The organism is Deinococcus rubellus, from assembly GCF_025244745.1.
Lineage (GTDB): Bacteria > Deinococcota > Deinococci > Deinococcales > Deinococcaceae > Deinococcus > Deinococcus rubellus.
In genome coordinates this window covers 2,976,771-2,999,166 of record NZ_CP104213.1, presented here as the reverse complement: position 1 = coordinate 2,999,166, position 22,396 = coordinate 2,976,771, and the positions used below count along the sequence as shown (strand labels likewise).

Sequence of the window (22,396 nt, the reverse complement as noted above, 5' to 3'; positions counted from 1 at the left end):
CCGTCCGGCCCCTGGAGAATCCGTCGGTGAATCCGCCTCTGACGCCCGCCGCGCCGCGCGCCCACATGGGCGGCGGACTGGGCCTGGCCGGAGCGGTGACGATTGCCTGGCGGGCCATTCTGGGCTCGCCGCTGCGCAGCATGCTCACGGCCCTGGGGGTCATCATCGGGGTGGCCGCCGTGATTGCGCTGACGGCCATCGGCGCGGGCAGCACGGCGGGCGTGACCAGGAACCTGGAAGCGCTGGGCACCAACCTGCTGACGGTGGGCAGCGTGCGCGGCAACTTCGGCGGCGGTTCGCTGGTGCGCGGCGGCCCCCGCCAGACCATTACCCTCAAGGACGCCGAGGCGATGGCCGCGCTGGATTCCTCGCGCATTGCGGGCGTGGCCCCCACCTCCCAGAGCAGCGTGCAGGCCAAGGCGGGCAGCACCAATACCCAGGCCACCGTCATCGGCACCTGGCCCGCCTACCAGACGGTCCGCAACAGCCCGCTGGCGACCGGGAGCTACTTTACCGACGCCGATGTGAAGGGCCGCAAACGGGTGGCCGTCATCGGCTTTCAGGTGGCGCAGGACCTTTACGGCACAAATGATCCGCTGGGCCAGAAGGTCAAGCTGGGCACCGTCAGCTTCACGGTGGTGGGCACGCTGCCCGACAAGGGGGCCAGCGGCTTCGGCAACCCCAACGGACAGGTGCTGGTGCCACTCTCCACCTTCCAGCAGCGTTTCTCCAATACCCGCAGCAACGGCCAGCCCACCGTGCAGAGCGTCTACGTGCAGGCCAACACCGCCGCCGACCTGACCCCGCTGCAAGACGAACTGACTGCCCTGCTGGAAACCCGCCACAAGATCAGCGACCCGGCCAACGACGATTTCCAGATTCAGAACCAGGCCGACTCGCTGGCCAGCCTCAGCAGCATCACCACCACCCTGACCCTGCTGGTGGGCGCAATCGCCGGAATCAGCTTGCTGGTGGGCGGCATCGGCATCATGAACATCATGCTGGTGTCGGTCACCGAGCGCACCCGTGAGATCGGCGTTCGCAAGGCGCTGGGCGCAAAACCCCGCGACATTCTGACCCAGTTTCTAGTGGAGGCTTTCGTGCTGTCGGTGGGCGGCGGCGTCATCGGGCTGGTGCTGGGCGTGGCGGCGGCCTACGCGGGCAACTTCGCGGGCATCAGCCCGGTCTTCTCGCCTGTCACCGTCGGGATCGCTTTTCTCTTCAGCGCTCTGGTGGGCATCTTCTTCGGCTATTACCCGGCGGCGCAGGCGGCCCGGCTCGACCCGGTGGACAGCCTGCGCTACGAGTAATACTGGTTCCGCTTAATTCCAGCACACCCCGCAAAAAGCGCGGGATGCACTTCCACAACGCAGAACCAGTACCTTGTCCTACTCCCGTTGGTCGGATTAAATCGCGTCCAGCACACGGACGCTGAACACGATCTAATCGGAATCCGTACAAGGCACGTGCGAGGAACCCTTCACCATCCCGGCGTCGGTTGTTCGCCGTTTCTGCACAGGGACGCCCAAGACTGGACTGGTCCGGTTCAGCACCCATCCTCTTGCCTTTCAAGGAGTCCACATCCATGTCCAGAACTGTCCTCAAAATCCTTTCGCTTTCCGCCATTCTGCTCCTGGGCGCGGCGTCGGCCCAGCAGGGCCAGCCTGTCCAGGGCCAGGGTACCCAGCGCCAGCTCGACCCGGCCCAGCGCGCCCGCTTCCAGGCCATGCAGCCGGTGTTCGATCTCGCCAGCCGGGTGTCGCTGATGTCCGAACTGGAAAAAAAACAAGGCCAACGCCGTGACCAAGGCCCAGGCCAAGCAACTGCTGCCGCTGCTGCAAAAGTTGCAGAGTGCGGCCAGCATCACGGCGGCAGACGCCACCAAGACCCTCAGCCAGATCGAGGACAAGATCCTGACGGATAAACAGGTGACGGCTCTCGATGATCTGGACCTCAAGCGCCAGGAGGAGCGCCGCGCGGCCCGTCAGAAGGCGGGCGGCAACGGCCAGGGCAGCGGATTTCGCATTCCAGGCTTGCCGGGCGGGGCGTTCGGCGGCCAGAACCGTCAGGGCCAGAATGGTCAGAACGCCCAGGGCCAGCAGGCCGGACGGGGCGGCCCCGGCAGCGGCCCCTTCAATCCCTTCAAGCAGGGCCGTCAGGCCGACGCGCTTAAGTCGTACATCGCACTGTTGCAGAAAAAGTAAGTCGCCTGAGAAGAACTGGGAGCCGCCTGCACGTTGGGCGGCTCCCAGTTCTTATTTGCGACGCGTCAGAAAGACCATCGTCTCGCTGGCCGCTGTCAGTGGGCCGCCCTGAAAGCCGCCCTGCACGCGCGGCGACTCGAAGCCCGCGCAGCGCAGCAGCCATTCCACCTCGTAGCGGGTAAAATAGCGCTGCTCCAGGCTGAAAAAGCGGCGGCGCAGTCCCCCGTCCTCGCCCACCGTGTCCACGTAGTAATCGGTGGTCACGCGCTGCTTGACCTCGTCGAGCCGCTGCACCAGAAACACGTCGGTGCGCTCGCGGCCCACGAAAAAAGTCTCGCCCTCGTGGCGCAGGGTGGCCTGAAAGCCGTAGCGCGGCACGCTCAGATCGAACACCAGCTGGCCGCCGGGCACGAGGTGCGCGTGAATGTTTTCCAGCGCCTGCAACTGCTCGTTGGGGGTGTAGAGGTGCATCAGGGCATTGAACGGGGCGATCACCAGCTCGAAGCGCTGCTCCAGCCGGAAGGTCTTCATGTCGCCCTGAACCAGCTTGAGCGTCAGGTTCTCGCGCTCGGCCCGCGCCCTGGCCCGCTCCAGCATCCGGGCACTCGGCTCCAGGCCGGTGATGTCGGCCCCCCGGCGGCTCAGGTAGGTGGTGACGCGCCCCGTTCCCGCCCCGATTTCCAGCAGCGGGCCGCCCACCTTCCCGACGAGCTGACCGTAAAAGTGCAGATCGTCGCGGTAGAGGTCGTACTGGTGGTCGTAGAGATCGGCGAATTCATCGTAGTTCACGTGCCGGTCACCCGTTTGCCAGTCACCAGCCGCACCGCTCGCGCAGCCGCAAAATGTGGGCGGTGTGGTGCTGGCCGTGCCACCCGTACAGCAAGGCCGCCTGCGCCAGCGTGAAATTCTTGCCGCTGCCCGGATGCACGAAGCTGCGTGCCCACTGCGCCTCGCTGAGACTCTCCAGCACAGTGGCCCAGCGCTGGTGCAGGTTGTCCAGCAGCTTCAGGCTGACCTCAACCGGCAGTGCCGAATCGGCCAGCCTGGCCCACTCGCTCTCGTCGTAGGGCTTGATGGTCGGGCGCTTCTCGGTCAGCGCCAGCTTGAGCCGAGTGTAGGCGTTGAGGTGGCTGTCGGCAATGTGGTGAACGAGCTGGCGCACCGTCCAGCCGCCCTCCCGGTACGGCACGTCGAGCTGGGCCTCGTTGAGGTCGGCCACTGCCGCGCGCAACTCGGCAGGCAATGCGGCGATGGCCCTGATGGCCTGGTCGCGGGCCAGTTTGGACACCTCCGGCACGTCAGGCATCGGTCCAATCGGGTAACGGAGATCGGCGGCGGGTTCCGTGTGGCGCGTGGCGTCTTCACCGGATGGGGCGGCTCCGATTTCAGCAGCGCTGGGTTCGGCGGCGTCCTTGCGGGTCCAGCGCCGGGCGTCGCGCGTTTCCACTTTCTGCATCATCCGCTCGAAGCCGCGCTCCAGGCTCAGGCCGCGCTGGTTGGCCATGCACACCATCACGAACAGGGCGTCGGCCAGCTCCAGCTCCAGATCGCCCACCGCCTCGCCGGGCTTGGGCGTCTTGCCGTTCTCGTGCGAGAGCACGCGGGCCACCTCGCCGACTTCCTCGCTCAGCCGGGCCAGCAGCAGCAGCGGCGGAAAGTAGCCTTCCTCGAACTGGGACACGTAGGCCTCGACCCGCGCGCTGGCGGCAGCAAAGCTGAGCGGCTGGGAGGTAGAAGCATCGGGCGCGGTCATCCGTTCAGTTTAGCGCCTTCGGTGCGGGCCACGAAAAAGCGCCCCCAGCCGCGACAGGCAGGGGGCGCTCAACGAAAGGTCAGTCTCAGCGAATGTAGAAGAAGGTCTCCTGCACGTCGCGGTCCGGCGCGGCGTAGGGGCGCAGGTATGAGTTGGTCACGGTGTTCCAGGTGTCGCCGTTGTACTGACCTTGCAGCACCACGTCCACGTTGGGGCGCGCCCGCGTGAAGATGGCCCGCACCCGCTGGAGACCGCGCGGCGTGGTCACGTCATAGGTGACGCGGTCCTCGGCGCGCGGAAAGGTGGTGGTGCCCGCGCCCACGGCTGCGCCGCGAATCAGCACGTCGCCGCGTCCATTGGGATCGAGCGAGATGAGGGTGACGTAGCCGGGCGTGCGGGTGGTTAGGTTAAAGCGTACCCGGCTGCCCACCGCGTAGCTGGCTCCCTCGCCCCGGTCTGGGCGCAGACTGCTGATGAGATTGCTGCGCGAGCCGCTGAGGCCCGTGTTGGACTGAACCGTGACCGTGCAGGCGCTGAGGCCGAGGGCCAGTGAACCGAGCAAAAAGGCAGTACGCATACAATCAGCATACGCCCCTGAGCCTGATTTCAATCTGAAGCCTGCGCGGGCCTTTCTCATATGGTGCCGGGGAAGCCGGATTTTCGGCGGGCCGGAATTGTCATACTTGGCTCGTCGCCGGGCCGGGCCGCGCCTTAGCATGGCGTATGACACCGGGCAGGAACACAGGGAGCGGCAGGCGGGCGCAGCGCACTCCGGGCAAGACCCGCAGCAAGCGCCGACACGGATGGCGGGGAGCGCTGCTGGGCGCAGCCCTGCTGGGCATGGTGGGACTGAGCACGCTGGGGTCCGGCGCGGCTCAAGCTCAGGCTTCTCCGGTGCTGACCTCCCCAGTGCAGCAGGTGGTCCAGACGGCGCAGGCCGATCAGGGGTACAGCGCCTCGGCGTTTCTGGCCGACGTGCGGGCGGGCAAGGTCAACAACGTGGTGCTCGACGGCGACGGTAACCTGCGGGCCACCGTGCAGGGCGAGGGCCGCCCGCTCGACGTGGTGGTGCCGCCCACCGGCCAGACCCTCGGTATCCTGCGGGCGGCCAACGTGCCGACCCAGATCGTGGGCGGCGGCTCGCCGTTCGGCTGGGTTACCCAGCTTCTGCCGCTGGTGCTGATCGGGCTGGTGCTGCTGCTGGTGTGGCGCAGCTCGCGCGGTAATCAGGGCGGCGGGGCCAGTCAGTTCGGCAAGTCGAAGGCCAACGTGGTTCAGGAAGGGCAGATCAAGGTCAATTTCGGCGATGTGGCAGGCTGTGACGAGGCCAAGGCCGACCTCACTGAGGTCGTGGACTTCCTCAAGCATCCCGAGAAGTACCACGCCCTGGGGGCCCGTATCCCCCACGGCATCTTGCTGGTCGGTCCTCCCGGCTCCGGCAAGACACTTCTGGCCAGAGCTGTTGCTGGAGAAGCCAAAGTCCCGTACTTCTCCATCAGTGGCTCCGACTTTGTGGAGATGTTCGTCGGTGTGGGTGCGGCCCGCGTGCGCGATCTGTTCGAGCAGGCCCGCAAAGCTGCGCCGTGCATCGTCTTCATCGACGAGATCGACGCGGTGGGGCGCAAGCGCGGCTCGGGCATGCAGGGCGGGAACGATGAGCGTGAGCAGACCCTGAACCAGTTGCTGGTGGAGATGGACGGGTTCGGGACGACGCACGAGGTCATCATCCTGGCGGCGACCAACCGGCCCGATGTGCTGGACGCGGCCTTGTTGCGGCCCGGCAGGTTTGACCGGCAGGTGGTGGTGGACGCGCCGGACGTGAAGGGCCGCGAGACCATCCTCAAGATTCACGCCCGCAAAAAGCCCCTCGATCTGAGCGTGGACCTAGCGGCCATCGCCAAGCAGACGCCGGGCATGGTGGGAGCGGATCTGGAGAACCTGCTGAACGAGGCGGCTTTGGGGGCGGCGCGGGAGCAGCGCAACCGGATTACCAACAAGGACATCGACGAGGCGCGTGACCGGGTGCTGATGGGACCGGAGCGCCGGAGCATGGTCATTGGCGAGAAGGACCGGCGGGTGACGGCCTACCACGAGGTCGGGCATGCGCTGGCGGCGCAACTGCTGCCGCACGCGGACCGCGTCCATAAGCTGACGGTGGTGCCGCGTGGCCGGGCGGCGGGCTACATGATGCCGCTGCGTGAGGACCGGATTCACTACGTCAAGGCGGCGCTTGAGGACATGATCGCGGTGGCGCTGGCGGGCCGGGCTGCCGAGCAGATCGTCTTCGGGGAAGTCACCACCGGAGCGCAGAACGACTTCCAGCAGGCCACCAACATCGCCCGCCGAATGATGACCGAGTGGGGCATGAGCGAGAAGCTCGGCAAGGTGTCGCTGAGCAGCGAGGCCAGTCCCTATATGGGCGGCTTCGTCAGCGGCAACTACGGCCCGCGCACTGCCCGCCTCATTGACGAGGAAGTCTCGGCCCTGATCGAAAGTCAGTATCAGCGGGTGCTGGAGCTGATGCGCGTCCACCTGGACCGCACCCACAGCATCGTTACGGCCCTCATTGAGCACGAAACCCTGTCGGGTGACGAGTTTGCCACCGTGCTGGCCGGGGGAACGCTGAGCAGCGTGTCGCTGGGCAAGGCGTAACCGCCGGGCGGTCAGATCTGGTCAACAATCGGCGCGGTCCCGTCAAAGGATCGCGCTGATTGTCTGCTGCTCATTTGTATTGCTCAGGGCCAATCCACCCTAATCCGCTCGGGATATCTTATTGAGAATGATTTTCAATAAGAATAGAGTCGCGGGATGATCAAGAAGCCGAACCCCGCCGCCTCCACTCCCTACCTGGACGCCTCTCCCGTGCAGGACAGTCAAAACCAGTCCTTCATTTTGCAAAAAGTCCAGCCCGCTCTGCTGGGGCTGATGGACGGCTCGGTCAGTACCCTCGCGCCGATCTTCGCCACCGCCGGAATTACTGGCAAGCCAATGGACGCTTTTTTCATCGGTTTGGCAACTTCAGTCGGCGCGGCCATCAGCATGGGACTGGCCGAGGCCCTCTCCGACGACGGGGTGGTGTCGGGGCGCGGCACACCCATCGGGCGCGGCGTCATCACTGGCGTGGCCACCTTGCTGGGCGGCATGCTCCACACCCTGCCGTTCCTGCTTCCCGACCTCCACACAGCCCTGCTGCTGGCCTACGTGGTGGTCGTCGTCGAGCTGCTGATCATCGCCTATGTCCGATTCCACTTCATGAAAAGCCCGCTGGCCCAGACCGTTTTGCAGGTCATCGTGGGCGGCGGCGTGGTGTTTGCGGTGGGTGTCTGGCTGGGCAGGCTGGGCGCAGGAAACTGAGCAGGGCTACTTTTACGCCACCGTTTTGGGCAACGCCTGCGCCCGGCCCTGGAAGCTGGCGCTGGTGTTGAGGCTGCCGTTGGTCGCGTTGAAGCGCCACAGCAGCGCGCCCACCTGTGTGGTGACCTCCACACGGGGATCGAGTCGCGCCTCCAATGTCTCGCGCAGCGTCACCAGATCGGCGGCCCAGTCCTCAGTCACCACTCCGGCAGGCGAGTACGCTTCGGGAATCTGGAGATAATACCCACCGTTGCGCTGGGTGGCCCGGTAATGCCCGCGCAGTTTGCGCAGCGGGGCGCGGCCTGGGGTGCGGGTGACAGCGGTTTCGGGGGCGGTGACCGGCTCGGTGGAATGCGGCATGGCAAGGCTCCTTGTGGCGTTTCCCTCCTGGGAAGGGCGCGGGGAAATGAGAACGAATATAGACTCGGTGAACAATCCTGAGCGGGGGAGGCCGGGTTCGGGTCGCCCGGCTTCAGCGTGCGCCGCACCGCTCTGGAAGCCGGGCGGGCTGGTTCAGGCCGGAGGAACTCAGCCGCAACATGGCCTCACTCCCTTTCAATGAAACCGGGAGACGGGAAAAAGCTGAATTGTCGTGACCGGGGCGACTGAGCGCGCTCGCGGTGCGCGGCTGTCTCAGCCTATCACGCGTCCCGGTGAGCGGGCGGGCGGCGCAGCCCTCACCACTCCTTCACGGCTCGCCCGTCAGTGTCAGGAGCAGCGACCTCGCTTCGCCCCGGTCCCGGTGTTCGCACAGATACAGGCCCTGCCAGCGTCCCAGGGCCAGTCGCCCGTCCCGCACCGGCAGACTCAGACTGGGTCCCAGCAAGCTGGCCTTGATGTGGGCCGCCATGTCGTCGTCGCCCTCCTGGGTGTGCTCGAACCCGGCCCAGCCGTCCGGCACACTGTGGTTGAAGTGGCGCTCGAAGTCGCGCCGCACGTCTGGCGCGGCATTTTCGTTGACGGTGAGAGAAGCGCTGGTGTGCTGAATGAAAACGTGAAGCAGGCCGATCCGTAGGCTGGCAAGTTCCGGTAGGGCGGCCACCACCTCGCGGGTGATCAGGTGAAAGCCGCGCGGATGCGGGCGCAGGATCAGTTCAGTCTGGTGCCACATAGTGCAAGCCTAGCGCTGCCCCGGCCAGGCCAGGTGGCCCACTCCGAAGGAGTCTGAAGTGGACTCGATTTGTTTCGAGGAACATCGAAATGAGTAGCACTGATCCCGCTGAGTTTTTGAGATGACGATTCAGCGCCTGCTCGTCAACGCCTGGCGCGGCGGAGCACTGGCCCGCACCGAGGGCGACGAACCTGGGGCCGCCAGGGTCCGCGTGCGGCTGGATACGCCCGGGAGCGCGCTGGAGATTCACCGGGCCGGATTCAGGGTGGCTGAGCGCCAGCGCCGTTCAAATCAGCGAGAGTCAGATCGGCAGGAGTCAGGCCAGCGGGAGCAGGTTTGAGCAGCGCCCAGCAGCGAAGATCTCTCGCAACTCCTGAGTCTCTCGGCGGCCACCGTCAGCCGCCACCTGGCCCAGCTCGACAAGGCCGGGCTAACGAACGGCTGGGCGCGTACCATCCCGGCTTCTTCACGCTGCGCCGCGAACTTATCATGCGCGGCTGCTGAAGCGCGAGAAGGGCGTGTACCGGCAGCCCACAGCGGCGGGAGGGTAGCATGAACGGCATGACTTCCCTGACTTTGCCTGCCGCCGCCCAGGATTTCCAGACTCAGCTCGCCGGGTACGCCGAACTGCTTGTCCGGGTGGGCGTCAACCTCCAGCCGGGCGGCAAGCTGCTCGTCAACGCGCCGCTGGAGGCCGCCGAACTGGCCCGTCTGGTGGCCCGCAGCGCCTACCGCGCCGGAGCCGAGAGCGTGGTGGTGCGCTACCACGACGAGCACCTGGCCCGTCTGCGAATCGACGAGGCGTCGGACGCGGCGATTGAATACCTGCCCGGCTGGCTGATCGACGAGAGCCTCAAGATGATTGAGGACGGCTACTCGTTTCTGGCCCTGGACGGCTCCGATCCCACCATCATGGCCGGGGCCGATGCCGAGCGCCAAGCCATCAGCGCCAAGCGGCGGGCACAGGCCATGAGGCCGGTCAGCCAGAAGATGATGGGTTTCGAGGTGGCCTGGAGCATCGGCGGCATCAGCATTCCGGCCTGGGCCACGAAGGTGTACCCCGAACTGGGTGAGGCGCAGGCGGTGTCGGCTTTGTGGCGCGACATCTTCAGGGTGACGCGGGCCGACGCACCCGACCCGGTGGCGGCCTGGCAGGCCCACATCGTCCGGCTGGGGGCAGTGCGCGACTTCCTGAATACTCAGCACTTCCAGGCGCTGCACTTCTCCGATCCTGACGGCGAGACCGACCTGACGGTGGGCCTGGCGGACGGCCACCTGTGGGCCGGAGTGGAGGACACCACGGCAGCAGGCGTGCGGATCGTGCCGAATCTGCCCACCGACGAGGTGTTCACCGCGCCGCACCGGGACCGGGTGGACGGCGTGGCGGTGGCCAGCAAGCCGCTGCTGGTCAGGGGCGAAATCGTGGAGGGTATCCGGGTGCGCTTCGCGGGCGGCCAGATCGTGGAGGGCAGTGCCAGCAAAGGCGAGGCGACGTTTCTCAAGCTGCTCGACACCGACGAGGGCGCGCGCCGTATCGGGGAAGTGGCCCTGGTCGCGGCCAGCGCGCCTGTCGCGCAGATCGGTCGGCTCTTCTACAACACCCTCTTCGACGAGAACGCCGCCTCGCACATCGCTCTGGGCCGCGCCTACGAATTCACCTTCAGCGCCGACCCCGCTGCGAGTGGCGGCAACGATTCGCTGATCCACGTGGACTGGATGATCGGCACGCCCAGCATGAACGTGGACGGCCTGCACGAAGGCGGCCGCCGCGCGCCGCTAATGCGCGGCGGCGAGTGGGCCATCGAGGGCCTGACGACCTGAAACAAAGTGGATGGAGCAACCAACATGACCCAGACGATCCGGCCCCGCGCCTACAAGAACTTCACCCCAAAAATGGGTATCTACGTCCTGCGCTGCCTGGCGTCGGGTCAGGTGATGACCGACTGGAGTCCGCATGTGGAGGGCAGTCTCAACCGTGTGCGCTTTCAGCTCGACGCAGGGCTGTACCCCGACAAGGACATTCAGCGGCGCTGGAAAGAGAGCGGTCCGGACGCTTTTGGGCTTGAGCTGCTGGACGAACTCAGCTCCGATCCCGGCAAGCCCGCCGATCACGACTACAGCGCTGAACTGACCGAACTCGAAGCCTTGCACCGCGAGCGGCTGAACCTGCCGCCCAGACCCGGGAACGCCAGAGGCCTGCGCTAACCCGTCTGCGCTGATCTGTCTGCGCTAACCTCTCGCCATGCGTCTGCACCTGATCACCGTCGGTGCGCCCAAACTCGCCTACGCCCGTGCCGGATGGGCCGAGTACACCGGGCGGCTGGGGCACTATCACAAGCTCAAGGTGACCCAGCTGGCGGGCAGCACGCCGGTAAAGGAGGGTGAGGCGATGCTGAAGGCGGCGGGCCGCGCCCCAATCATCGCCCTCGACCCGCGCGGCCAGCAGTGGAGCAGCGAGGAGCTGAGCGCCTACATCGAGCGTCAGGGTGTGCAGGGCACCGGCGAGCTGGCCTTCTGCATCGGCGGCCCTGACGGGCACAGTGACGGGCTGCGGGCGGCAGCCAGGGCGCTGTGGAGCCTGGGCCGTCTGACCTTGCCGCACGATCTGGCGATGGTGGTCATGGGTGAGGCGCTCTACCGCTCGGCGACCATCTCGGCGGGCGAGCCATACCACCGCTAGCTGTGCCACCGCTGAAGCTCACTTCTTGCGCTTGAAGGGATTCCAGCTTTTCGGCTCAGGCTTGCCGGGTCTGTTGTCCGGCTCGGCGGAGGAAGCCAGGTCGCGCGGTGTGGGCAGCGTGGGCAGGTGCTGGTGACGGCCCATGATGGCGCGGGCGGCGGGGGCCGAGGCGTTCTCGGGAAGGTCCTCCAGCTCGATCTGCTCGTCTTCCTCGCCCAGCGCTTCCAGGAGGGCGCGGCGCAGCGCTGCCGAGGACGGACGGTCCTGCGGCTTTTTGGCCATCGCCAGCTCGATCAGGCGTGAGAGCGGGCGCGGCACCTGGCGGTTACTGGCCGTCACCGGCGAGGGAAAGCGGGTCAGGTGCGAGATCATCAGTTCCTCGTAGCTGTTGCCCACGTGGGGCCGCATGCCCGAGAGCAGTTCGTAGGCCAGCACGCCCAGGCTGTACACGTCGCTCTGGGCGCTGCTGGCCTCGCCGTGATAGATCTCCGGGGCCATGTAGAAGGGACTGCCCGACACGTTGCCGCCCGCCGAGACGAAGTAGGTGTTGCCGAAGTCTCCCAGCGCCGCCCGCTCGTCGTCCAGATACACGTTCTGGGTCTTGATGTCCTGGTGGACCGCGCCCTGGTGGTGCAGGTAGGCCACGCCGGACGCCACGTCGGCCAGCACCCGCAGGGCCGCGTCGTGGGGCAGCAACGTTTCTTCGAGGCGCTCGGCCAGGGTGCCTGCCGGAAAGTAGCGCATGGCGAGGTAAGCCCCTGGCCCGAACGGTGTGCCCGCGTAGCCGCGCACCAGGTAAGGGTGGCGCAATTGCAGCGAGAGCCTCACCTCGTTGCCGAAACGCTCCGCCGCCGTGCGGTTGGCCAGGGTGGTGCCCAGCGGAACCTTGATGGCCAGTGGGCGCTCCGGCGCATTGTTGGCGCTGCCCAGAAACACCAGCGACGTGTTGCCGCGACCAATCGAGCGCGTCAGGGTGTAGCCGCTGAGTTTTGGAAAATCGGGCGTCGTCACAGTGTCGTCACAGTAAGGCGGGTCCTGAAGCGGCAGGGGAAGCGGATGGGATCGGAGCGGTGGACTGAAGGTTTCGGTCACTGAGTCTAGGGTGAAGCGGGTTACAGGACTCTGTCACAAAACGCGAACCATCCGACACGAAGAGAACTCCAGAACGAATTCGGGCGGAGTAAGCAGCCCCCTACAGCTTGATTTCTTCGCCCGGCTCTGGCAGATACACCTTCACGCCCCTCTTCTCAGCCTCGGCGGCGAACACCTGCGGGTCGCCGGTCAGGGCCGGGAAGGTGCCGTAGTGCATCGGCATTGCCGCTGTGGGTTTCAGGAGGTCGAGGCACTTGGCCGCCTCGATGGGTCCCATGGTGTAATTGTCGCCGATGGGCAAGATCGCCAGATCGAGGCCGCCTTCGCCAATCAGGGCCATGTCGGAAAACCGGCCGGTGTCACCCGCGAAGTACACCCGCTTGCCGCCCATCTCGATCACGAGGCCGGTGGGCATACCGCCGTAGCTGCCGTCGGGGAAGCTGCTGGAGTGCCAGGCTGGGGTCAGCGTGACCTGGCCCCACTCACCCTTGACGGTGCCGCCGATGTTGGCCCCGATGGCATTGGCCGCCCCGTGCTGACCTGCGTAGCCGCCGACCTCCGCCGTGCCGATGATCGGAATGCCCGCTTTGCCGAAGTCGAGCGCGTTGCCCCAGTGGTCGCCGTGGGCGTGGCTGACCAGCACCGCGTTCACGTTCCAGCCCAGCGCTTCATCCAGGGTTACCGGGCTCTTGGGATTGCCCTGGATGAACGGATCAATGAGCACCTGAAAGCCGCCTGAGCTGAACAGAAAGGCCGAGTGGCCGAGAAAGCGGATGGTCAGGCTGGATGCGGCGTCGCTGGTGGTCTGAGTTGGGGTGGGTTGGGTCATGGTGCCTTTCTTTTAGCACTTTTTAGGAGCGCTGATTTGTCTGAAGTCGCACTCGGAGCTTCCGGAACGGACTGCCGCGTCTGTGTCGGCCCCGGAGTCGGTATCATTTGGCCTACATCCCGGCACGGCCCAGGCGCTAGTCTGGCGGGCGTGCAGAGGCGAGATTTGTGGATATTGGCGCGGCGCGGCCTGACCCGGCGGCCCATCAGAACACTCCTGACGACGTTGGGAATCGTGGTGGCGGTGGCCAGCATGGTGATTTTCCTGTCGTTGGGCGAGGGCATTCGCAAGGTGTTCAACGACGAACTCGGCGGTATCGGGCCGGACGTGCAGGTGTCGCTCAGCGGCTTCACCCAGGGCTTCGCGCCGCAGCCGAACCTGCCGCAGAGCACCGTGGGCGACATCGAGAAGCTTGCGCCTGGGCTGGGTATCACGCGGGTCACCCCGGTCATCATGTCGGTGCGCGGCAGCCTCGACCCCTCGCAGAGTGCGGTGCTTTACGGTCTGCCTGCCGAGCAGGGCATCAATGCGGTGTTCTCGAACGTGGCCATTGCCCAGGGCCGACTCCTCAAGGCCGGGGACAGCGGCGTGGCCGTGGTGGGGGCCAAGGCGGCCACGAACCTCAAGCTGGGCCTGGGCAGCACGCTGAGGCTCAACCGCCGCAGCGCCGTGAAAGTGATGGGCATTCTGGCCAAGTCGGGCGGCCTCAACGATTCGTTCATCTTCATGCCGCTCATCACCATGCAGGCCGCCGAGGGCGCGCAAAATCGCGTCTCGATGGTGGCCATCAAGCTGGACGATCCCAAGCAGGCCCGCGCCGTGGCCGATCAGCTGTCCAAATCGCTCAACCTGGAAGCCCAGACCCAGGGTGATTTTCTGAGTTTCGCTGACCGGGCACTGAAGATCAGCGACGCGGTGAGGTTCGGGATCTCGCTGATTTCCTTGATCGTGGGCGGGCTGGCGGTGACCAATACCGTGATGATGGGTGTCTTCGAGCGCACCCGCGAGTTCGGCACGCTGCGGGCCATCGGGGCGCGGCCCGGCTTCGTGCGCGAACTGGTGCTCACCGAGTCGCTGCTGCTCTCGCTGGTGGGCGGCGTGGGAGGGCTGCTGCTGGGGCTGGTGGGCATCTGGGGCGTCAACCTCTATACCCAGAACCTGGCAGGCTTCGACGCGGCGGCCCTGACCCCGCGCCTGACGCTGCTGGCGCTGTTCATCTCGCTGCTGCTGGGCCTCATCGCTGGCCTGCTGCCTGCCCGCTCGGCCTCGCGGCTGAGCATCAATGAAGCGCTGGGGCGGGTATGACCGCTTGCGTTTCGCCGCCCGCTCCTCTGGTCACGCCCAAAATCCAGCTCCAGACCGACGCCCTGAGCCGCACCTATCCCAGCGGCGACGGCCAGATCACGGCGCTGCGGTCCTTCTCGCACACCTTTGCGGGGGGGATGACCTCGGTGGTGGGACCGTCGGGCAGCGGCAAGAGCACCCTGCTCAACTTGCTGGCGGGCTTCGACACCCCCAGCGGCGGCGCGGTGCGGGTGGGCGACACCGACATTCACAGTCTCAGTGAAGCGGGCCGGGCCGATTTCCGGCTCAAGCACTACGGCTTCGTGTTTCAGAGTCACAATCTGGTCGCCATTCTCAGCGCCCAGGAGAACGTCGAATTTCCGCTGATGCTGGCCGGGGTGCCGCCCAGGGAGCGCCGCGAGCGGGCACGGGCGCTGCTTGCTCAGGTCGGGCTGGAAGGCCGCACCCACCACCTGCCCTCGCACCTCTCGGGCGGCGAGGCGCAGCGGGTGGCGATTGCCCGCGCCCTGGTGTCCGATCCGGCGGTGCTGCTGGCCGACGAACCCACCGGCAACCTCGATACCCGCAGCGGCGAGGTCATTCTGGAGCTGCTGACCCGCCCGGCCCGCGAGGGCAAGACGGTGGTGCTGATTACCCATGACCCCGACGTGGCGGCGCTGGCCGATCACCACCTGCGGGTGCGCGACGGCGAAGTGACAGTGGAGCGCTGAGGCCCCTTTTCAGCCTTCTCGCCGGGCCGGACACGGTCAATGTTCTCGCGGCCTGTCGCCGGGTCAAACTCTGCGATAGCGGCGAGGTTCATTCTGGATCACCGCCACGTCGGCGGTGTTGAGCCTGGGTCAGGTACTTGAGCGGCCTGCCCTGGCCCTTGGTGATGGGGATCAGACTGGTACGGGCCGCTCCGTCCAGATCGGAGCTGCTGGGACACATCAGCTTGCCCACGTTTTCAAGAAGCCGCTAGCGGGCCACCTGACGTGGGCCATCCAGAAGTCCTCACCCGGAACTTTTACCGACTCGCTGCGTATTTCCTGGTATGAACCGCTCGCCCGCCCGCCTGAACCCGCTGCGCCTGTCGGCCCGCCGCTCCTCCAGCCCGCTGGGGCGCTTGCGGGGGGTCTGGAGAGACGCGCTGGCGCTGCTGCTGTCGCTGACAGATAGGCGCGTCGGCGCTCGGGCCAAACTGATCGCCGCGCTGGCCCTGCTGTACGCCCTCAGCCCCATCGACCTGATTCCCGACGGCATTCCAGTGCTGGGCGTCACCGACGACCTGCTGATCGTGCCCGCCGTGCTGGCTTACGCGGCCCGCAGCCTGCCCGCCCCGGTTCTGCTTCAGGCGCGGGGCCGGGTGGCGCGGTTGCCCCGGCTGTGGCCGTCTGCGCTGGGCGGCGTGCTGCTGACGGGAACGCTGATCTACGCACTGACGCGGCTGCTGAGCCAATTGTAGGGCCGCGCCGGGATGCTACCTTACTCCTCATGAACGATGGTCCGAACGCGAGCTGGAACGCGGTGGTGCTGGGCGGCGGCGATCCCGGCGACGATTTTGCCGCCGCTCACGGGGTGGCCGTGAAACCGCTGATCGAGGTGGCGGGCCGTCCGATGGGGGAGTGGGTGCTGCGCGCCCTGCGCGACTCCGGACGGGTGGCGCGGGTGGCTTACGTGGGGCCGCTGACCCCCGAGATGGCCGGGCTGGTGGACGTGCGCGTCACGGACCGGGGCACCCTGATCGCCAACCTTGAGGCGGGCGTGGCGGCGCTCCGTGAACCAGGCCGGGGTGAAAGTGGCAGCGCCGCGCCGCGCCGGGTACTGGTCGTCACGGCGGACATCCCGATGCTCAGCGGTGAGCAGGTGCGCGACGTGCTGGAGAGCGCCCCCGACGTGGGCCTGGTCTACCCGATTGTCGAGAAGGCCGTCTGCGAGGCCAGCTACCCCGGTGTGAAGCGTACCTACGCCCGCCTCAAAGACGGCACCTTCACGGGTGGCAACCTGTTTTTGCTCGATCCGGCGCTGATCGGTAAGTTCCTGCCGCGCCTGCGGGCTGTGCTGGACGCCCGCAAGCAGCCGCTGAAGCTGGCGGGCATCGTCGGCCCGGCCTTCATCGTCAAGATGCTGCTGGGGCAACTGAAAATTGCCGAACTCGAGGCGCGGATCAGCCGCATTTTGGGGGTCGAGGCGCGGGCGCTGATCACGCCGCACGCCGCCGTTGGCACCGACATCGACAAGCCGGGCGATCTGGCGCTGGCCGCAGAGGTTCTCACGGCTACGCCGGACTGAAGGCTGGGCTGAACATTGGCCCTTGTCACGGCGCAGGTGAATCGGGCAATATGGCTCCATGACGCATATCATCACCAGCCCCTGTATCGGCGTGAAAGACCAGGCCTGCACCGAGGTCTGCCCCGTCGAGTGTATCTATGACGGCGGCGACCAGTACCTCATCCATCCCGACGAGTGCATCGACTGCGGCGCGTGCGTACCTGCCTGCCCGGTCAGCGCCATTTTCCCCGAGGAAGACGTGCCAGACGGCGAGACCCTCTTCATCGCCAAGAACCACGAGTTTTTCGGCCTCTGAAGTCGAGGTCGCCGAGACGCGCTCATCCGCTGGGGTGGGCGCTTTGTTGTGGTTGCCGGGGAACATTGCGTCTTTTGCTCCGCTGCGGCCCTTCGCTCACTGTTCATGGGTTCGGCCAGTTCGCCCGGCAGCGATCGTGAAGTCTGCCTGCACTACCGGGTGGTCAGGTCGCACCGATCAGGCGGCCTTCGCCCTGCAATTGGCGAGGATGAACCATACCTGGCTGGGCGAAAAAGCCTCCAAGGATCTCCTTGTAAAGTTTTGGCTTTGCCGAGCGGAGTGAGTGAGGAAGAAAGTACGTCCTGACGAAAGTGGATGAGGGGCGTCCTCAAGGGGAGGAATGGACCCATACAGGTGCTGCTCATGACGATAGTCCGTTCACGATGATAGGGAGAAAGCGCTGTTCGCGGAAGCCCGAAACGGTAGCAGGGGCGTACTTAAACCAGGCCCTCAATCGGTCCCAGTGCTGCCACCCGCAGTATGTCAAACGGCCTGCGCTCCAGCACGGCCCGCACCTGCTCGGGCGTCACGTCGGCGCAGCGCTGCACACTCTCGGCGGCGCTGAGGAGTTCGCCGCGCGCCAGATAGTCCATGCCCAGCGTGAAGAGGCGGCCCTGCGGCGTGCCGCCGCGCAGCACCGCCCCCACCGCGATCTTGCGGGCGGCCCGGCGCACTTCGAGGTCGCTGACGCCGTTCTCCTGAACGTCTCGCAACACGGCGCGGTAGGCGTCCAGCACTTCTTGGGTACGCGGCGGGTCGCAACTGAAGCCGCCCTCGAAGGTGCCTGCGCCGTCGTACTCGGCGTGCGAGAGGTCGGCACTGTCGCTCAGGCCGGTGTCGAGGAGCGCCCAGTAGAGCCGCCCGTTCTCGCCGCCGATGATCTCGGTGAGCACGTGGGCGGCCTCGCGCAGCGGGTCGGCGCTGCCCAGCCCGGGGGCTGCCAGTGCGACCTGGGCGCGGCTCAGATCGGCGTCGTGGCTCAGGCTCAGGCCGCTTTGGGGCGTATGCGGCGGCAGGGTACGCTCGAAGCTGGTGCGGGGCCAATCAAAGGACACCTGCTCGGCGGCGGCCAGCACCGATGGCCCGTCAAACTGGCCGCAGACCACCAGGGTGATGTTCGGCGTGCCGTAGCGCTCGGTGAAGTTGCGCCGCAGCACCTCCGGCGTCAGACCGCTGACCGTCTGTGAGGTGCCCAGCACCAGATGGCCCAGCGGGTGCTCGCCCCAGTACTCGGCGTGCAAAATGTCCATCAAGCGCGAGTCGGGCTGGTCGGCGTACATCTCGATCTCTTCCAGAATGACCCCGCGCTCGGTGCCGATTTCCTCTGGGCGCAGGGCGGGGGTCAGCAGCACGCTGAGGGTGCCAAGCAGGTCATGCTGCTGCTCCGGCAGGCTGGCGGCGTGATAGACGGTGGCCTCCTCGCTGGTGAAGGCGTTGGCCTGCCCGCCCAGCGCGTCCAGCCGGGCATTCAGATCGAGGGCGCTGACCGTTTCGGAGCCTTTGAACATCAGGTGCTCCAGGAAGTGCGACGCGCCGAGTTCGGCGGGCGTCTCGTCGCGCGCGCCGGTCCTCACGAAAAATCCCATCGCCAGCGTCTGGGCATCCGGGTCGCGTTCCAGCAGCACAGTCAGCCCGCTGGCGAGCTGATGCTTGACGGGCCGGGTCATGGGCGTCGACTCAGACATGCGCCGCCCCACTGCCCGTCAGTTGGGGCGCGCTGAGCGGTTGTGGCCCGATAGAGACCAGACCCAGTGGGCCGGGGTCGTAGCTGTCCAGAAAAGCATTCACCTTCTCCAGCGTCAGCGTCCCGATCTCCGCGCGCATCTCGCCCGGCTCGCGCACCCGGCCAAACAAAGCCAGATCGCGGGCCATGCCGCCGCTGCGGGAACGGACGCTCTCGGAGCCAAACACCGTACTCGCCATCAAGGCGTTCTGGGCTCGCCCGAACTCCGCCTGGGTCAGCCCCTGCCGCCAGCGGCGTAGCTCGGAGAGCATCACGCTGAGGGTCTCGGGGGCGCGCTGCGGCGTGCTGGCCGCGTAGCCTGAGAGCAGCGCCTCGCCGCCGACAACCTGCGGCCCGGCGTGAACGGTGTAGGCCAGGCCGCGTTCCTCGCGCACCGCGTGAAAGAGGCGGCTGGCGCTGCCGCCCGACAGGGCCGTGAGCGCCAGATGCCAGGCAAACCAGTCGGGGCTGTGCGGCGAGATGCCGCGCCCGGTGAAGGTGAAATGCGTCTGCTGGCTGTCGTCGGGCAGGTGGGCTGCCCCGCCCAGGTAGGGGTGAGGCTTAACTGGCTGGGCGTCGCCGGGTTGCCAGTCGCCGAAGAGCTGCTCGGTCAGCCCGAAGACCGCCTGTGCCTCGGTGTCGGCCACCACACTCAGGATGCTGCCGCGCGCCCCAGCCCGCTGCCAGAAGGTACGGGCCGAGGCAGGCGTGATCTGCGCCAGGCCGCTGAGGGTGCCGCTGGTGGGGTGGGCGTAGCCGCTTTTGGCAAAAATAAGTTGCCGTGCCGCCAGGCCCAGGCGCTCGGCAGGGCTGTCCTGCAAGCTCTCCAGGTCCTGGCGGGCCAGATCGAGCAGCACGGGCAGTTCACTTTCCGGCAGCAGTGGGCGGCGCACCAGATTGGCGAACAGGGCCAGCGCCGCGCTGAGGTCTGCGCCCAGGCCGCTGCCGGAAAAGAAGGTGGCCTCGGCGTCGCTGCCGCCGCCGCGCCGCACGCCCAGATCGTCCAGCGCGTCCTGAAACTGCCGGGCGCTGAGCTGGCCTGCGCCCTTGTAGAGCCACTCCTCGACCAGCCCCGCCGTTCCTTCCTGGCCTTCCGGGTCATGGGCGCTGCCCAGCGGCACCCTGAGATGAAACGAAAAGCCGGGCGTGGCGCGGCGCTCGAAGGCCAGTTGCAGGCCGTTGGCAAGGGTGTGGGTGTGGGCAGGCATTGGGGGGATTCTAGAGCAGGTGGGCGGGGCGGAGTGCGCACGCAGGTGACACTGGCGGCCCCTGAAGGCGCACACGCGGCGCTACTCTGGGCCGAATGAATCTCCTGCTGGCCTTCATCCCCATCAGTCTGCTGCTGGAATACGCTTTTCACGCGCCGCCGTTGTGGGTCTTCGGCGCGTCCACCGTCGCCATCATTCCGCTGGCCGACTGGCTGCGGAAGGCCACCGAGCAGGTCGCGGCCAGAGCCGGGCAGACCATCGGCGGGCTTCTCAACGTGACCTTCGGCAACCTGGCCGAGCTGATCATCGCCATCTTCGTGCTGCTCGCTGGCAACGCGGCGGTGGTCAAGGCGCAGATCACTGGCAGCATCATCGGCAACGGACTGCTGGGGCTGGGACTCGCCATTCTGATCGGCAGCTTCGGGCGCAGCCGCCAGAAATTCAGCGGCCAGAACGCCGGGCAGCTCAACTCGATGCTGTTTCTGGTGGTGGTGGCCCTGCTCCTCCCGGCACTGTTCGACCTGACCGAGCGGCTGCCCGCCTTCGCCGCCGGAAGCGCCGCTGCCCGCAACAACTTGGACGAGTACCTGAGCCTGGGCGTGGCGGTGGTCCTGATTCTGGTGTACGGCCTGAATCTGGTCTACACCCTGGTCACCCACAAAGACGTGTTCGCGCTGGAAGAGGAGGAGCATCAGGGCCAGCTCTGGCCGGTGTGGAAGGCGGCGGCGGTGCTGCTGGGCGCAACCGCCTTCATCGCGCTGGAATCCGAGATGCTCTCGGGCGCGCTCGACGCGAGCAGCGCCGCGCTGGGCCTGAGTCCCTTCTTTCTGGGCATCATCGTGCTGGCGGTGGTGGGCAACTTCGCCGAATACATCGCGGGCAGCTACTTCGCGCGACAGGGCAAGATCGGGCTGGCGATCAACATCGCGGTGGGCGCGACCATTCAGGTGGCCCTCTTCACCGCGCCGCTCCTCGTGATCATCTCGTACCTGATCGGCAAACCGATGAATCTGGTCTTCTCCAGCCCGCTGGAACTCGTCGCCATCGTCGCAGTGGCCCTGATCGTGACCACCGTGACCAAGGACGGCGAGGCCACCTGGTTTGAGGGCGTGATGCTGATCGCGGTCTATCTGCTGCTGGCGCTGGCCTTTTACTTCGTGACGCCGAGCGAGACCCAGTCGTCAGGGGCGCACCGCAAGACACTGCCTGCTCAAATGGGAGTGCGCGTTCAGGACAAGGCCGACACTCCGTTCATGCCCAATCCGGCTCCTGTCAGCTGGCTGACCTAAAGCGAGTTGGGCCTGAAGCGAGCTGGGCACAGATCCGGGCGCGGACTGGATTTGGTGTCTTTTCCGCTCACGCCGGACCGGGACGAGCGCTCAGAATGGGGCCATGTCCGCGCCTGAAGTGTCTTCCCCCAGTTTGCCCGCGCCGAATGCCACCGCCGAGCAGCTTACCCGGCTGGCGCGGGAGCCGTCGCCGCAAGTGCGGGGGGCGGTGGCCCGCCATCCCAACACACCTGCCGGGGTGCTGGGACAACTGGCCGCCGACTTCCCTGAAGCGGTGATCGCCAACCCCGCCCTGCCCCTGCTGCGCCTGGCCCAGATGAACCAGATTCAAAGCTGGTCGGGTCGCACGCTGGCCCGCCTGGCGGCAGTGGAAGCGGCTCCCGAGTGGCTTCAGGAGCAGGCCATGCGTCACCCCGACCCCCAGGCGCAGTGGGCAGTGGCGGGCCGCGCCCAGCTCAGCCCCGAGCGGCTGCGGCAGCTCGCCACCCGGCGCGAGTGGCAGCTTCGCGCGGCGGTGGCCCAGCACCCCAATCTGCCCACCGATTTGCTGGACAGGCTGGCCGCCGACTCCGACTACGGTGTGCGGCTCTCGCTGGCGGCGCACCCGGCCTTGCCACCCGAGGTTCTGAAAAAACTGCAACAGGACCCGCATCCGCTGGTGCGCCGCCGCACCCAGATCATCAGCACCCGGATCATCAACGCCAAGGCGAGATCGCTATGAATACATCCCCGACCTACACCGCCTTCCTGAGCCGCGATCGCCTGATCACTGCGCCACTGCCCGAGGTACTGAGCGAGGTCAAGCGGCATCTCGACGCCGCCACCCAGGCGCTGCCGATTCTGATTTTCGACGACCAGACCGGGCAGCCGGTGGATTTCAACTTTCAGGGCAGCCTGGCGCAGGTGCTGGCGCGTGGGCTGCCCACTGAGCGCCCACCTCCCCGGCAGCCCGAGACGCAGAAGGTCAAGTTGCTGGCCCGCCACTGGGAGTGGCTGCACGCCCAGCCGAGCGGCCCCTCGGCCACCTTGCGCCGCCTGGTAGACGCGGCCCGCAAGGCTGAGGCAGGACAGGAGCGCGCCCGCCACGCCACCGACGCGACCAGCCGCTTCCTGACTGTGATGGCGGGTGATCAGGCGGGGCTGGAAGAGGTGCAGCGGGCGCTGTACACCAAAAACCGCCAGCGATTCGAGGCGCTACTGTTTGACGGTGACTGGCCCGAGGGCATCAGCGCCCACGCCCTCTATCTGGCTCAGGCGGCCTTCGGCGGGGAAGCAGAGTGAC

At 66.8% G+C, this 22,396-nt stretch carries 27 protein-coding genes; 17 read left to right on the top strand and 10 right to left on the bottom strand.

Features of this window, described 5'->3' with window-relative positions; all coding sequences use genetic code 11:
• Nucleotides 1–26 precede the first annotated feature (26 nt).
• Nucleotides 27–1,310, top strand: coding sequence for an ABC transporter permease (locus N0D28_RS15300; RefSeq protein ID WP_260560331.1), 1,284 nt, complete (start codon nt 27–29; stop codon nt 1,308–1,310).
• A gap of 489 nt (nt 1,311–1,799) precedes the next feature.
• Nucleotides 1,800–2,204: a hypothetical protein gene (locus tag N0D28_RS15295; protein ID WP_260560330.1), complete on the top strand. Its 405-nt coding sequence runs from the start codon at nt 1,800–1,802 to the stop codon at nt 2,202–2,204.
• A 51-nt stretch (nt 2,205–2,255) separates the two neighbouring features.
• On the opposite strand, the gene N0D28_RS15290 is transcribed toward N0D28_RS15295, so the two are convergent.
• The 3 genes from N0D28_RS15290 to N0D28_RS15275 all read right to left on the bottom strand — a co-directional run bounded on the left by N0D28_RS15290 (nt 2,256) and on the right by N0D28_RS15275 (nt 4,534).
• On the bottom strand, nt 2,256–2,993 hold the full coding sequence (locus N0D28_RS15290; protein WP_260560329.1) for a class I SAM-dependent methyltransferase: 738 nt from the start codon (nt 2,991–2,993) through the stop codon (nt 2,256–2,258).
• A 22-nt stretch (nt 2,994–3,015) separates the two neighbouring features.
• Nucleotides 3,016–3,957, bottom strand: coding sequence for a YfiT family bacillithiol transferase (locus tag N0D28_RS15590; protein WP_312846419.1), 942 nt, complete (start codon nt 3,955–3,957; stop codon nt 3,016–3,018).
• Nucleotides 3,958–4,042: 85 nt separating this feature from the next.
• The gene (locus tag N0D28_RS15275) at nt 4,043–4,534 is read right to left on the bottom strand and encodes a DUF4384 domain-containing protein (protein WP_260560328.1); all 492 of its coding nucleotides are present in this window, start codon (nt 4,532–4,534) and stop codon (nt 4,043–4,045) included.
• A 146-nt stretch (nt 4,535–4,680) separates the two neighbouring features.
• Here N0D28_RS15275 and ftsH point away from each other — a divergent pair, with 146 nt between their 5' ends.
• A complete protein-coding gene (gene ftsH / locus N0D28_RS15270; protein WP_260560327.1) occupies nt 4,681–6,609 on the top strand; it encodes an ATP-dependent zinc metalloprotease FtsH in 1,929 nt (642 codons plus the stop codon).
• A gap of 156 nt (nt 6,610–6,765) precedes the next feature.
• Nucleotides 6,766–7,311 carry a VIT1/CCC1 transporter family protein gene (locus tag N0D28_RS15265; RefSeq protein ID WP_260560326.1) on the top strand — a complete coding sequence of 182 codons (546 nt, stop codon included), beginning with the start codon at nt 6,766–6,768 and terminating at the stop codon, nt 7,309–7,311.
• A gap of 12 nt (nt 7,312–7,323) precedes the next feature.
• On the opposite strand, the gene N0D28_RS15260 is transcribed toward N0D28_RS15265, so the two are convergent.
• Together N0D28_RS15260 and N0D28_RS15255 are read right to left on the bottom strand one after the other, a co-directional pair.
• On the bottom strand, nt 7,324–7,671 hold the full coding sequence (locus tag N0D28_RS15260) for a hypothetical protein (protein WP_260560325.1): 348 nt from the start codon (nt 7,669–7,671) through the stop codon (nt 7,324–7,326).
• A 328-nt stretch (nt 7,672–7,999) separates the two neighbouring features.
• On the bottom strand, nt 8,000–8,422 hold the full coding sequence (locus tag N0D28_RS15255) for a secondary thiamine-phosphate synthase enzyme YjbQ (RefSeq protein ID WP_260560324.1): 423 nt from the start codon (nt 8,420–8,422) through the stop codon (nt 8,000–8,002).
• A gap of 121 nt (nt 8,423–8,543) precedes the next feature.
• Between N0D28_RS15255 and N0D28_RS15250 the strand changes: the two genes are divergently transcribed.
• The 5 genes from N0D28_RS15250 to N0D28_RS15235 are packed head-to-tail and all read left to right on the top strand — an operon-like array spanning nt 8,544 to nt 11,102.
• On the top strand, nt 8,544–8,762 hold the full coding sequence (locus tag N0D28_RS15250; RefSeq protein ID WP_260560323.1) for a hypothetical protein: 219 nt from the start codon (nt 8,544–8,546) through the stop codon (nt 8,760–8,762).
• 33 nt (nt 8,763–8,795) lie between these two features.
• Entirely contained in the window at nt 8,796–8,978 is a 183-nt protein-coding gene (locus N0D28_RS15725) for a hypothetical protein (protein ID WP_376777676.1), read from the top strand.
• Nucleotides 8,979–8,983: 5 nt separating this feature from the next.
• A complete protein-coding gene (locus tag N0D28_RS15245) occupies nt 8,984–10,243 on the top strand; it encodes an aminopeptidase (protein ID WP_260560322.1) in 1,260 nt (419 codons plus the stop codon).
• Nucleotides 10,244–10,267: 24 nt separating this feature from the next.
• Complete coding sequence (locus tag N0D28_RS15240; protein ID WP_260560321.1) at nt 10,268–10,627, top strand: GIY-YIG nuclease family protein; 360 nt, start codon at nt 10,268–10,270, stop codon at nt 10,625–10,627.
• Between the two features lie 37 nt (nt 10,628–10,664).
• Nucleotides 10,665–11,102 carry a 23S rRNA (pseudouridine(1915)-N(3))-methyltransferase RlmH gene (locus N0D28_RS15235; protein WP_260560320.1) on the top strand — a complete coding sequence of 146 codons (438 nt, stop codon included), beginning with the start codon at nt 10,665–10,667 and terminating at the stop codon, nt 11,100–11,102.
• An 18-nt stretch (nt 11,103–11,120) separates the two neighbouring features.
• Here the strand turns inward: N0D28_RS15235 and N0D28_RS15230 are convergent, their stop codons facing one another.
• Complete coding sequence (locus N0D28_RS15230) at nt 11,121–12,113, bottom strand: serine/threonine-protein kinase (RefSeq protein ID WP_260560319.1); 993 nt, start codon at nt 12,111–12,113, stop codon at nt 11,121–11,123.
• 181 nt (nt 12,114–12,294) lie between these two features.
• Nucleotides 12,295–13,023 carry a metal-dependent hydrolase gene (locus N0D28_RS15225; protein ID WP_260560318.1) on the bottom strand — a complete coding sequence of 243 codons (729 nt, stop codon included), beginning with the start codon at nt 13,021–13,023 and terminating at the stop codon, nt 12,295–12,297.
• A 150-nt stretch (nt 13,024–13,173) separates the two neighbouring features.
• Between N0D28_RS15225 and N0D28_RS15220 the strand changes: the two genes are divergently transcribed.
• Both N0D28_RS15220 and N0D28_RS15215 read left to right on the top strand, forming a co-directional pair.
• Nucleotides 13,174–14,328, top strand: a complete 1,155-nt coding sequence (locus N0D28_RS15220; RefSeq protein ID WP_260560317.1) for an ABC transporter permease — start codon at nt 13,174–13,176, stop codon at nt 14,326–14,328.
• A complete protein-coding gene (locus N0D28_RS15215) occupies nt 14,325–15,038 on the top strand; it encodes an ABC transporter ATP-binding protein (RefSeq protein WP_260560316.1) in 714 nt (237 codons plus the stop codon). Before N0D28_RS15220 ends, N0D28_RS15215 begins: the two co-directional genes overlap by 4 nt.
• An 88-nt stretch (nt 15,039–15,126) precedes the next feature.
• Here the strand turns inward: N0D28_RS15215 and N0D28_RS15210 are convergent, their stop codons facing one another.
• Nucleotides 15,127–15,270, bottom strand: a complete 144-nt coding sequence (locus tag N0D28_RS15210) for a hypothetical protein (RefSeq protein WP_260560315.1) — start codon at nt 15,268–15,270, stop codon at nt 15,127–15,129.
• Between the two features lie 91 nt (nt 15,271–15,361).
• Here N0D28_RS15210 and N0D28_RS15720 point away from each other — a divergent pair, with 91 nt between their 5' ends.
• The 3 genes from N0D28_RS15720 to N0D28_RS15195 are packed head-to-tail and all read left to right on the top strand — an operon-like array spanning nt 15,362 to nt 16,894.
• Nucleotides 15,362–15,772, top strand: a complete 411-nt coding sequence (locus N0D28_RS15720) for a YkvA family protein (protein ID WP_376777639.1) — start codon at nt 15,362–15,364, stop codon at nt 15,770–15,772.
• Nucleotides 15,773–15,801: 29 nt separating this feature from the next.
• The gene (locus N0D28_RS15200; protein WP_260560314.1) at nt 15,802–16,599 is read left to right on the top strand and encodes an NTP transferase domain-containing protein; all 798 of its coding nucleotides are present in this window, start codon (nt 15,802–15,804) and stop codon (nt 16,597–16,599) included.
• Nucleotides 16,600–16,657: 58 nt separating this feature from the next.
• Entirely contained in the window at nt 16,658–16,894 is a 237-nt protein-coding gene (locus tag N0D28_RS15195; protein ID WP_161881241.1) for a ferredoxin, read from the top strand.
• Nucleotides 16,895–17,331: 437 nt separating this feature from the next.
• Here N0D28_RS15195 and N0D28_RS15190 read toward each other — a convergent pair whose 3' ends face one another.
• Together N0D28_RS15190 and N0D28_RS15185 are read right to left on the bottom strand one after the other, a co-directional pair.
• Nucleotides 17,332–18,561 carry a M16 family metallopeptidase gene (locus N0D28_RS15190; protein ID WP_260560313.1) on the bottom strand — a complete coding sequence of 410 codons (1,230 nt, stop codon included), beginning with the start codon at nt 18,559–18,561 and terminating at the stop codon, nt 17,332–17,334.
• Nucleotides 18,562–18,571: 10 nt separating this feature from the next.
• The gene (locus tag N0D28_RS15185) at nt 18,572–19,825 is read right to left on the bottom strand and encodes a M16 family metallopeptidase (RefSeq protein WP_260560312.1); all 1,254 of its coding nucleotides are present in this window, start codon (nt 19,823–19,825) and stop codon (nt 18,572–18,574) included.
• Between the two features lie 95 nt (nt 19,826–19,920).
• Between N0D28_RS15185 and cax the strand changes: the two genes are divergently transcribed.
• The 3 genes from cax to N0D28_RS15170 all read left to right on the top strand — a co-directional run bounded on the left by cax (nt 19,921) and on the right by N0D28_RS15170 (nt 22,395).
• On the top strand, nt 19,921–21,114 hold the full coding sequence (cax, locus tag N0D28_RS15180; protein ID WP_260560311.1) for a calcium/proton exchanger: 1,194 nt from the start codon (nt 19,921–19,923) through the stop codon (nt 21,112–21,114).
• A gap of 103 nt (nt 21,115–21,217) precedes the next feature.
• A complete protein-coding gene (locus N0D28_RS15175; protein WP_260560310.1) occupies nt 21,218–21,835 on the top strand; it encodes a hypothetical protein in 618 nt (205 codons plus the stop codon).
• Nucleotides 21,832–22,395, top strand: a complete 564-nt coding sequence (locus N0D28_RS15170; protein WP_260560309.1) for a DUF2239 family protein — start codon at nt 21,832–21,834, stop codon at nt 22,393–22,395. The genes N0D28_RS15175 and N0D28_RS15170 overlap by 4 nt, the downstream gene beginning before the upstream one ends.
• Nucleotide 22,396: the final 1 nt, after the last annotated feature.

Excerpts from the sequence above, each read along its gene's own strand:
- N0D28_RS15590 (WP_312846419.1), bottom strand. The coding sequence starts at position 3,957 with ATGACCGCGCCCGATGCTTCTACCTCCCAGCCGCTCAGCTTTGCTGCC.
- N0D28_RS15275 (WP_260560328.1), bottom strand. The coding sequence starts at position 4,534 with ATGCGTACTGCCTTTTTGCTCGGTTCACTGGCCCTCGGCCTCAGCGCC.
- ftsH (WP_260560327.1), top strand. The coding sequence starts at position 4,681 with ATGACACCGGGCAGGAACACAGGGAGCGGCAGGCGGGCGCAGCGCACT.
- N0D28_RS15265 (WP_260560326.1), top strand. The coding sequence starts at position 6,766 with ATGATCAAGAAGCCGAACCCCGCCGCCTCCACTCCCTACCTGGACGCC.
- N0D28_RS15260 (WP_260560325.1), bottom strand. The coding sequence starts at position 7,671 with ATGCCGCATTCCACCGAGCCGGTCACCGCCCCCGAAACCGCTGTCACC.
- N0D28_RS15255 (WP_260560324.1), bottom strand. The coding sequence starts at position 8,422 with ATGTGGCACCAGACTGAACTGATCCTGCGCCCGCATCCGCGCGGCTTT.
- N0D28_RS15250 (WP_260560323.1), top strand. The coding sequence starts at position 8,544 with ATGACGATTCAGCGCCTGCTCGTCAACGCCTGGCGCGGCGGAGCACTG.
- N0D28_RS15245 (WP_260560322.1), top strand. The coding sequence starts at position 8,984 with ATGACTTCCCTGACTTTGCCTGCCGCCGCCCAGGATTTCCAGACTCAG.
- N0D28_RS15240 (WP_260560321.1), top strand. The coding sequence starts at position 10,268 with ATGACCCAGACGATCCGGCCCCGCGCCTACAAGAACTTCACCCCAAAA.
- N0D28_RS15235 (WP_260560320.1), top strand. The coding sequence starts at position 10,665 with ATGCGTCTGCACCTGATCACCGTCGGTGCGCCCAAACTCGCCTACGCC.
- N0D28_RS15225 (WP_260560318.1), bottom strand. The coding sequence starts at position 13,023 with ATGACCCAACCCACCCCAACTCAGACCACCAGCGACGCCGCATCCAGC.
- N0D28_RS15215 (WP_260560316.1), top strand. The coding sequence starts at position 14,325 with ATGACCGCTTGCGTTTCGCCGCCCGCTCCTCTGGTCACGCCCAAAATC.
- N0D28_RS15720 (WP_376777639.1), top strand. The coding sequence starts at position 15,362 with ATGAACCGCTCGCCCGCCCGCCTGAACCCGCTGCGCCTGTCGGCCCGC.
- N0D28_RS15200 (WP_260560314.1), top strand. The coding sequence starts at position 15,802 with ATGAACGATGGTCCGAACGCGAGCTGGAACGCGGTGGTGCTGGGCGGC.
- N0D28_RS15195 (WP_161881241.1), top strand. The coding sequence starts at position 16,658 with ATGACGCATATCATCACCAGCCCCTGTATCGGCGTGAAAGACCAGGCC.
- N0D28_RS15190 (WP_260560313.1), bottom strand. The coding sequence starts at position 18,561 with ATGACCCGGCCCGTCAAGCATCAGCTCGCCAGCGGGCTGACTGTGCTG.
- N0D28_RS15185 (WP_260560312.1), bottom strand. The coding sequence starts at position 19,825 with ATGCCTGCCCACACCCACACCCTTGCCAACGGCCTGCAACTGGCCTTC.
- cax (WP_260560311.1), top strand. The coding sequence starts at position 19,921 with ATGAATCTCCTGCTGGCCTTCATCCCCATCAGTCTGCTGCTGGAATAC.
- N0D28_RS15175 (WP_260560310.1), top strand. The coding sequence starts at position 21,218 with ATGTCCGCGCCTGAAGTGTCTTCCCCCAGTTTGCCCGCGCCGAATGCC.
- N0D28_RS15170 (WP_260560309.1), top strand. The coding sequence starts at position 21,832 with ATGAATACATCCCCGACCTACACCGCCTTCCTGAGCCGCGATCGCCTG.